The sequence below is a fragment of the uncultured Nitrospira sp. genome (genome assembly GCA_902500695.1).
Lineage (GTDB): Bacteria > Nitrospirota > Nitrospiria > Nitrospirales > UBA8639 > Nitrospira_E.
Window position 1 is genome coordinate 10540 of record CABVRQ010000074.1, and the last position, 9266, is coordinate 19805.

The window sequence follows — 9266 nt, forward strand, 5'->3', positions numbered from 1 at the left end:
ATACGCGAATTTTAAAAAATGTGAGCAGGGAAATTTCCTTTTTTCAATGGCTTCCATTTGTGATGCAAATAATGGCTTCCTGTGCCCGTAGGCTTCAGAAAAAGTAGATAACAGTCCTCAACTCCTTGCCTTTGCTAAACAGCACTGAGTGCCTTCCAAACGATACTTAGAAGAGCTTCAAATTAAAGGGTGTTCTCCTCCAAGATGATGAAATCTTTTGATAGCCTAGACCGATCACCTCACGTTTTGATCTGAATGGAGGAGGGGTTCGCTTCCGGAGTGACCTGAAAACCTCGCGACGAATTCAATGCTAGCAAATAGAAATTTTTGATTCGGGGAGCCGGTACAATTTTTTTCCTTTTTCCTGGAATGATCCGAGTCCAACAAGCAAGGGACCAAAACGTCCGATGAACATGCAGACAACAATGACGAGTTTGCCAAAAGGCGTCAGATTTGCGGAGAGGCTTAACACATCTCCATTGCCCACCGAGTAGCCGGTTGTTCCCAAGGCGGACGCGACTTCAAACATCAGTGCTAGAAAAGGCTGGGATTCAAGCACAGATAACACGAGGGTCAACACCGTTAAGACAAACATGGAGAGAATGGCTAAGGCCAGAGCCCGGTGAACCACCGTAATGGGCACCCGGCGCCAAAAAAATTCGACGTCTCCAGGCTGACGTAAGGTGGTCCATACAAACATCCCGATAATCCCGAACGTGGTTGTCTTGATTCCACCGGCCGTCCCCCCCGGTGAGCCACCGATGAACATGAGAATGATAATGAGGTAGAGGGAAGCATTACCCAATTGACTTAAGTCAATTGTATTGAATCCTGCCGTCCTGGCGGAAACCGCGTGAAAGGCTCCCACCAGGATTTTATCGAACACGGGTAAATCTCCCAGGGTTTTTGGATTAGTCCATTCAAGAAACAGAAGGCCGATGGTTCCCCCGACAAGGAGGAGGCCGGTGACGACCAGCACAAGTTTTGTGTGAGTCTGAAGGCGATACCGTTCCCCCCGAAAAAATTGTGACACATCAATCAATACAAAAAAACCCAATCCTCCCAAAATAATTAAAATTGCCACGATGACATTCACTATGAGATCGGTTCGATATTCGATTAAATTTGTAGAAAATGAAGAGAATCCGGCATTATTAAAGGCGGAAATCGCTTGAAAAATTCCATGATAGATGGCCTGGTCAAGGGTGTAATCCTGGAAAAAACGAACACTTAACAGCAGGGCACCGACTAGTTCGAGAAATACGGTCCACATCACTATGGCCTTCACAAAAGGAATCAATCCTTGCAAGTTGAGAGTGCTTAAGGCTTCCGCCATCATCATCCGGTTCCTCAATCCTATTTGACGCCTCATCGTCAGAAGCAGCAGCGTGACAAGCGTCGCGTAACCAAGCCCGCCGATCTGTATAAGCATGAGGACAACCGTCTGACCAAACGCAGTCAAGTCCGTGGCGGTATCGGCCACGATGAGGCCTGTGACGCAAACGGCCGACGTTGCGGTAAACAGGGCATCAATAATCGACAAAGGTTTGGAAGGAATCGTTGCCCAGGGAAGCAGTAAAAAAATGGTGCCCAGGACAATAGCGGACGCTCCCCCCAATACCACGATCTTTCCGGGAGTGATGCGCTGGAATTGGAGAAACCATGGGGGAGAATATCGAGTCACAGGGGCTCGCAGAGACGAACGAAAGCGGACGGAGGCAGTCTTCACGTGATAAGGAATGCGTTAATAAATCCGAGCCAATCGTTTTGACGGAGAAAAGGACGAGACCGCGATGGGTTTGGAGTATTATACGCCAAATTGAAAACGAAAGAAATCGGATGAAGAGGGAAAAATTCTGCCAGTAGCTGAGGATTCCCCTTCGCAGATGCAATGCTTGGTCAGCCGTGAAATCGAATGAAATCGATACAGAATACTTCGGACCAAAAATTGAATGACAAATTCTTAAAAGTTCTGTCCCCTGTTTCCCCTGTACATTTCCTCAGTTGTTGGCTACCATTTCTACTTGAATGTTTCAATTCCTACCCTCCTGATCACTCCTGCGGGATTTCTTTTGCTTTCTGTTAACCCAAGTCGTTGGTGCCTTGAGATAAAACCTATTCAGGCCAAACCCAGGGTTAAGGTCTTGTTCAAAAGATGAAGAACTTTTCTATCGAAAAACTCATTCAGATCGGGTATCGCTTTGTCACGAAATCCCAAGGTCATTTTTATCTTTATCTGGCGATTTTTTGTAGCGTTCTCGTGGTACTGGATGCCGGGTCCTTTGAACTGATTCGGGGAATGAAGCTGAAAACCTTTGATGCGATCATGAAGAATCGGGTGCTGTTTCACAAGGCCGATCCCGACATTGTGATTGTCGATATTGATGAAGCCAGTTTGGAGGCCATGTCTCAAGAATATGGCCGGTGGCCGTGGCCCCGTCAGGTCTTTGCCGAATTTCTGGAAACACTACAGGAGCAACAACCCTCAGCCGTGGTGTTTGATATTTTATTTAGTGATCCGGATGTGTTCAATAAAGAATCCGACTCGTATTTCAATGACGTCGTCAGTGATACGGAAAATACATTTTTCCCCATGATGCGTTTATCGTCAACGAACGATGAGCTGAGCAAGGTGACCCCTTCCATGATTCCCGGCATAGAACCCGTTCACGGGGAACCTCAAGACGAGAAAGGGATTGCCCTGGTTCTGCCCGCCTTCACAGGCATTCTTGAGAGTGGAAGAATGGGCACCAACAATGTCTATCCTGATCGGGATGGCATTGTTCGACAGTACCCTATCTATCGGGATCACTATGGATGGCGTGTGCCCTCCCTTCCCGCAAAGCTGGGGGAAGCCCTGGGATGGAAACTACCGGATGATTCAGATGTGTATTTGAACTGGCGTGGGAAATTTGGGGCCTTCCGGTCTGTCCGCTTTAGTGAAGTGTTTGAAGATTTCTTGCGGAGAGACGAGCAACGGGCTCCGGATGAATTCAAGGACAAGATTGTAATCATCGGATCCACCGCATCTGCCCTGTTCGATACTAAGCCCACTCCTATGGAGAAGATTCATCCCGGCGTGGAAATTCTGGCCACCGCGATCGGGAATATCAAGAATGGAGATTGGATCACCCAACCGAAAAATCCCTGGCTCTTTACCGCTTTGGCGCTTGGGCTCATTTGGGTCACCGCGTTGGCGTTTTTAACCGGGGTAAAACGTAAAGCCATTGATATGGTGTTTGCGGGTTCGCAAGTGGGTTTGATGGCCTTTACCTTCGCGAGCTTGAATCTTACCACCTATTATCTTGATTTAACCGCACCCATCACGGCAGGGTTGATCTATTTTTCTCTCGCGCGGGTGTATGCCTATGCCGAAGCCACCATCATGGAGAAATATGTCTGGATCAATGTGGAAGAGGGGGTGGATGGTTGGCAATATACCGTGGTGGTGGTGGTCCAACCGGAGAGCTTGGAGGAAATCTCGGAAGCAAGATTCCTGACCCTGCTGAAACGCGGTCTCTATGGCAAAAAAATCGGGTTTACGATAGAAGCCTTTTCACGAAAACCTGCCGGAATTGAAAAAGCTTTTCAGAATATGTTTCTTATTTATTGGGTGGAAAATCATGTGGAAACGAAGCCATGGGAGGTGGAAAAATCCGGCGAACAGACGGTATCTCTGGTTCGAGAAGTTGCTCGTAGCATCTGTGAAACCGATAGAATAGGATGTAAGCTCGGATGGTGCCAAGGACCTCTCACCTATGGAGATGAGAAATCTAGACTGGAGGCTTGGCAACAATTAGTGGTGAAGGCCATGGTGAATCTCAAAGGCCAGCCGCTTGTGATTAGATCATGATCCTTTATCCTGAAGCCTACGCCTCGGGCAGTGGTGCACCGGGAACCGCCTTGCCGATTCAACGCAAAAAGGAGGACGTTGATGAAAAATTGCTTAGCTTTTCTGGCAATAACCCTTATTTGGGTCTTTCCCGCAGAGGGAACCGCTTCGGATCCCGGGGTAGCCGTTCGGTCGTGCCAAGTCATGAGCGAACCCTTTAAAGATGCTCGCGAAGTAACATCATTAAAGGAAGGCGACACCATAGAGATTCTAAAAAGGAAGGGTGGATGGTTACAGGTATCCCGGAACGGTCATACCGGTTGGGTGAGGATGTTATATATTCGTCGGGGGGCCTCTGGTGAAAATGTTTCGGCAGCGACGGAAGCTTCAGGACTTCTGGGTCTGGCCACCGGGAGAGCCGGCAGTGGAAATGTTGTGGCGGCTACCGGAGTTCGTGGATTAAATGAAGAGGAATTAAAAGAGGCCAAGTTTAATGAAGATGAACTGCAGAGATTGAAAACCTATCGAACTTCAAAGAAACAGGCGCAAGAATTTGCTAATCAGGCAGGGTTAACAGTACAAAAAATTCCGTTCATTCAGCCGACAGACGGGAATTAAAAAATGACCAACCAGTATACTATTAAGAACAGTCTACTCTCTGAATCCTTACGGCCTGTTCCGCCCAGGTTTCACAATCAACAGGCAATTCCGGGCTTGAAAGAATTCTTTCGGCGTGCATTCATTCTGACATTTCTGTTCTCCGGGGTGGCAACCATGACTTATGCTTTTGATCTGGGTGATGCCCTCAAACAATTGGGGCAGTCAGAAGGTACCACCACTGGAAAAACAAAAGAAGGCACTCCGGAGAAGAAGACCGGCAAGAAGACTCCTTCGCTGACAGACCTGACCGACCTGGTCAAAGGGACTTCCACTGAAGAGGAAATTGCCATAGGGCAAGAAATTGCCGGACGATTACTTGGAGCTGCCCCCCTGGTCAAGGATGAACGCCTGCAACGGTATGTCAATCAAGTTGGGAAATGGCTCAGTCTTCAGAGTGGAAGAACGGACCTGGATTGGTATTTTGGCGTGATTGATTCCCAAGACATCAACGCCTTTGCTGCGCCGGGTGGATTTATTTTTCTGACGAGGGGTTTGTATACACAACTTCATTCTGAAGCGGAATTGGCTGGAGTCCTGGGACATGAGATTGGCCATGTTGTCAAACAACATCATCTGACCATTATTAAACAAAGCCAGGCGATCGATATGGGAAGCAGCTTCTTTTCCCAAAAACTCGGCAAAATGAAAAATGAACAAGCCAAGCAGGCTGTGAATAATGTGATCGGGAGTGGAGCGGAGATAATGGCTCGTGGGTTGGATAAAGATGCCGAATATCAGGCCGACAGGATTGGGGTCGTATTGGCGACCAGGGCGGGCTATGACTCCTATGGCCTGCCCATGGTGTTACAGGAAATTGGTCATGCGGGCCTTAATGACAGCAGCGTCGCCCTATTGTTTAAGACTCATCCCCATCCCGACACGCGATTGGCGGAACTAGGTAATGCTATGGGAGAGACATTTGATAAATTTTCTGAAGGAAAAATCGTGAAGGAACGGTTTTATACATTAGGAAAATAGTAAAATTAAAAGGAGTCAGTTTTTCAGGTACGCATCGGATTCCATCATTCATTTGAATTGGCGAGGTCTAACGTTTTGTACACGATTCGACGTAAACTCGTTTGGTGAACGGAAACGTAAACAGGTGGGATGCTAAATTCTGTCGTTGCTTCGGTTTTGATTATGGGGGAGGGAGCTTTCTCAATCGTTAGAGAGGGCGTTGAGGATTGGCCACTGTTCTAGGCGAAATGCAGAATTGACAGCCAGGACTTACGATCAGGCTTTTTCGGCTTGTTGGACGGAGTTGGCGATAGCCTGGCTGGCGCGAGCGCTGAGAGATCGCTGCTGATCATAGCCCATCACCATTTCCCACCCGATATCCGGATAGCGAGTGATCAGGGGAAGGGCGACTTCATTCAACATCCATTGACCGTGCCGAAGGTCCTCCTTGATGTGGATATCCCAGTAGCCGATCGCATTTTCGCTGAGGCCAAGCCGTTCTCCGGCGATTTTATAATGTTGGAATGCTGCAGGAACGGAGATTTCAAAGTAGAGAAGGCTGCCAATATACCGTAAGAAATATCTCTTGCGTTCAGAAACGGAAAAGCTGTGATTGATGTTGGCCAGGACTTCCCATGGCACGATGTCAAAGTAGGCTTCCGGCGTGGGGTCCATACCCAGTTCGACCAGCATCGCCGAAAAAAACGACGTATGTTTTCTCTCTAATTTTGCTCCTCCATACTCCTCAAAAAGAATCTTCGTGAGCATGGTTTGAACTTCGTTTCCAACGCCGCCAATCACCCGTGATAATTGACTCGCTTCCACCAAGCCATCTAAAGAGGCGATGGCCAACAATTGACGGTATCCTACCTGTGACATGTCGTTGCGATAGAAGATCCCGGCCTGGGAGAGTTCAGGGTTAAGATCTTCTCCGGCGCGTTCTCGAAGTGTGGCCTCAATGTCCATTCCCTTTAAGAGAGGGATATCGATGTTCTGGGCTTCCCAGTCCTGCCAGGCGTTTTCAATCCTTTTCCGTATGGAGAGGAGAAATATGGAATCTTCATTCGTATAATTCTCCAGGTCGTCATACCAGAACAGTTTTAAACGGTTGATTCGGTAGAGAATCTGTTGTAGGAACAGATGTGCCGTTGAAGATGGAGTCTGGTCCTCATAGGCCTCTACCAAGGCCAGATTCAACACATCCTCGAAAGGCTTCAGGCACTTGGGTGTGAGAGAGACATACTGGTCGAGATCCTCCTGCTGAAGGAGATGCGTAAGCGCCCCTTGGGCCTGGCAGTATTCGAGGTCAGAAATGTTGCGAACGAAAGAAACGCTCATCAGGGAAGATAAAAAAATAAAAAGAATGTATAAAGGGGGGCGAACTCATACTAGCAAGCTTGAGCAGACGGAGCAAACTCTAAACATCCTCAACATGGAAGAGAGAGGCCAATGTCATTTCAATTTCACAATTTGCGATCTGGAGCTGCCACGTCGTCGTCTGATGACCAGTTCGCTCAAACGGTGCTGAGAGGACTTTCGGGAAAACCGAAATGTCTGCCTTCATGGCTGATCTTCGATGATCGGGGCAGCGAAATCTTTACCGAGATCACCCACCTTGAGGGCTATCATCCTGCTCAATGTGAATATGAAATTTTCAACAAGCAGAAACAGGCGATTACCGATATCCTTGGGAACCAGACCTTTCGGATGATTGAACTGGGTGCCGGAGATGGGGGGAAAACTCAAATTCTTCTTCAATACTTCATTCAGAACGGACTGACGTTCGAATATGTGCCCATTGATATCTCCGAAGGCGCCATCAAGACACTGGTATCCTCTCTCGAATCCCGATTTGGAGAAGGGTCTATGTCGGTCACAGGACTGGCTGCGGATTATTTTGATGGACTCCGCGCAATTGGAGAACAATCCCGCGTGCGGAAATTTGTGCTTTTTCTAGGTTCAACGATTGGAAATTTCGAGTTGCCTTCGGCCGGGAATTTTGTGGGGAATTTGTCGGAATGCTTGAATGAAGGGGACTACATCATGATCGGGTTCGATCTCATGAAGCATCCGAAGACCTTATATGCCGCATACAACGATTCAACAGGAGTCTTCGAAAGATTCAACCTGCATCTCCTTGATGTCATCAATCAAAAACTAGGGGCAAATTTTGTGAAAGAACGGTATGTCCAGCAGGGACAATATAATCCACAGTCCCATGCGGTCGAAAGCTTTGTTTACAGTACCTGTGAGCAGGTGGTATTCATTGAGGCTCTGGCTAAGGAGTTTCACTTTACTGCATGGGAACCGATGCAAACCGAACACTCTTATAAATACACGCAATTAGAAATTGAAATGTTAGCTGAAAAGAATGGGTGCCGGATCGTGACGCACCTCTTTGATGCCAACAAACATTTTGTGAATTCAATCTGGGAAGTGAAAAAATAGTTCGGATTTGTTTGCTCTCGCCGGAGAGAGAGTTTTCCTGTGATTTCGTTGGGGTAGCTTATACCGGGGAGAAAATTTTCATTTCGTCCAGGGGAAGAAGGCGATAGCCGTTCAACTCGATGGCGGCCGCAAATGTTTATAATGGGCCCTCTCCATTCCTCGATCCCTCGTCAATGAACCGCTTAGAGGGGATGATAGCCCGTGTAGCTTTCCGGATTAGGGATGATTGGTCTTCCGAGGTCTACTGAGTGATCCGGTGAAATGGGTTTTTCACCGTTTTCGGCTTTCAATATCGGGGGCAAATGGTGGGATGGACTAAAGATTGGCCTTTTCGTTTCCTGAAATGAGAAACAGCATAGGAGATTGTGTCATAAAGAGTTGTTATCTTTTCGTTGAAGTCGCTCATGAATGACACCTGCCCAAGCTGGGAGGCAAAAACGAAATCCCCGCTAGCGGAGAGTACGGATCAGGCGCTGGGTATCAAATCCCAGGCGTTGACTAAAGCTGACCGCATCCTGATAGGTAGCCTCCTCAATCGTCGGGGTCCGTGCCAGTATCCACAGGTAATCACGATCCGGGGTACCGACGATCGCAAGTCGGTAGTCGGGGTCGACTCGAAGAATCCAATAATTTCCTCGCTCCGATGAGGTAAGCAACGCCACAAGCTTGGCAGCCCACTGGTCGAAGACCACATTCAGCTTTGCCTGATGTTCCTCAGGGGCCACCACGGTGGCCACGCCCTCAATACTGATCTCCTCACCCGTGTTGGTGACACATGCGTTTCGCACCCCAACCTCCCCTGATTCGAGTAGCCGGTACTCGGCTGTGGATGTTACGCAATTTCGTTGTGCCCACATGGGCAGTCGGGCAATTTCATGCCACAGTCCGCTATATCGAGAGAGATCCACCGACAAAGCCGTCGGCAACTCGCCTGGCGTTTCGATTGTGGAGCAGGCGGCCAGCATGAGGCCGAACACCACCGAAGTGAAAGCGTTTAAGCTGCGGAATGTTGCTTGAGGAGAGAGAGCCATTATATAACCTTTCTGTTCATCCGCGATCCCAGCACCCCGTCCTGGTGTGTGCATCTTTAGATGGGGCGTTTTATCCCACTCCATTGACGCGATACAGTCAACCCGTGGTAAAGAAGTGTGGAAAAGCAGGGTAGTGCTTCACGCCACATTCCTGGCGTGGGGGAAATTGGCATGGCCTGCGGTCCAAACCCTGGAAAGTTGAGTGACCACACTTCTGAGGATGAATCATTAGAGACGCCTCTCAAACCTGACTTATCTTTTTCTGAGAAACCCTAAAACGAAATCAACATGGTAATGCTGTACATGAAGAAAGCTTCATGGTGCGTTCATGAGTTGTT

General features: G+C 48.3%; 7 protein-coding genes. 4 read left to right on the plus strand and 3 right to left on the minus strand.

Annotated features, from left to right (window positions below; translation table 11 throughout):
- Nucleotides 1-310: 310 nt before the first annotated feature.
- The gene (locus tag AAH187_RS15400; protein WP_342349356.1) at nt 311-1684 is read right to left on the minus strand and encodes a TrkH family potassium uptake protein; all 1374 of its coding nucleotides are present in this window, start codon (nt 1682-1684) and stop codon (nt 311-313) included.
- Nucleotides 1685-2155: 471 nt separating this feature from the next.
- Between AAH187_RS15400 and AAH187_RS15405 the strand changes: the two genes are divergently transcribed.
- From AAH187_RS15405 to AAH187_RS15415, 3 genes are all read left to right on the plus strand, one after another.
- Nucleotides 2156-3853, plus strand: coding sequence for a CHASE2 domain-containing protein (locus tag AAH187_RS15405; RefSeq protein WP_342349357.1), 1698 nt, complete (start codon nt 2156-2158; stop codon nt 3851-3853).
- Nucleotides 3854-3934: 81 nt separating this feature from the next.
- Entirely contained in the window at nt 3935-4450 is a 516-nt protein-coding gene (locus tag AAH187_RS15410; protein ID WP_342349358.1) for an SH3 domain-containing protein, read from the plus strand.
- 156 nt (nt 4451-4606) lie between these two features.
- Nucleotides 4607-5470 carry a M48 family metalloprotease gene (locus tag AAH187_RS15415; RefSeq protein ID WP_342349359.1) on the plus strand — a complete coding sequence of 288 codons (864 nt, stop codon included), beginning with the start codon at nt 4607-4609 and terminating at the stop codon, nt 5468-5470.
- Nucleotides 5471-5725: 255 nt separating this feature from the next.
- Here AAH187_RS15415 and AAH187_RS15420 read toward each other — a convergent pair whose 3' ends face one another.
- The gene (locus AAH187_RS15420; protein ID WP_342349360.1) at nt 5726-6787 is read right to left on the minus strand and encodes an iron-containing redox enzyme family protein; all 1062 of its coding nucleotides are present in this window, start codon (nt 6785-6787) and stop codon (nt 5726-5728) included.
- 111 nt (nt 6788-6898) lie between these two features.
- Between AAH187_RS15420 and AAH187_RS15425 the strand changes: the two genes are divergently transcribed.
- Entirely contained in the window at nt 6899-7897 is a 999-nt protein-coding gene (locus tag AAH187_RS15425) for an L-histidine N(alpha)-methyltransferase (protein ID WP_342349361.1), read from the plus strand.
- 449 nt (nt 7898-8346) lie between these two features.
- Here the strand turns inward: AAH187_RS15425 and AAH187_RS15430 are convergent, their stop codons facing one another.
- Nucleotides 8347-8928, minus strand: a complete 582-nt coding sequence (locus tag AAH187_RS15430) for a lipocalin family protein (RefSeq protein ID WP_342349362.1) — start codon at nt 8926-8928, stop codon at nt 8347-8349.
- Between the last annotated feature and the right edge of the window lie 338 nt (nt 8929-9266).

Bases quoted from the DNA above. Each gene is read 5' to 3' on its own strand.
- AAH187_RS15405 (WP_342349357.1), top strand. From the start codon at position 2,156: ATGAAGAACTTTTCTATCGAAAAACTCATTCAGATCGGGTATCGCTTT.
- AAH187_RS15410 (WP_342349358.1), top strand. From the start codon at position 3,935: ATGAAAAATTGCTTAGCTTTTCTGGCAATAACCCTTATTTGGGTCTTT.
- AAH187_RS15415 (WP_342349359.1), top strand. From the start codon at position 4,607: ATGACTTATGCTTTTGATCTGGGTGATGCCCTCAAACAATTGGGGCAG.
- AAH187_RS15420 (WP_342349360.1), bottom strand. From the start codon at position 6,787: ATGAGCGTTTCTTTCGTTCGCAACATTTCTGACCTCGAATACTGCCAG.
- AAH187_RS15425 (WP_342349361.1), top strand. From the start codon at position 6,899: ATGTCATTTCAATTTCACAATTTGCGATCTGGAGCTGCCACGTCGTCG.
- AAH187_RS15430 (WP_342349362.1), bottom strand. From the start codon at position 8,928: ATGGCTCTCTCTCCTCAAGCAACATTCCGCAGCTTAAACGCTTTCACT.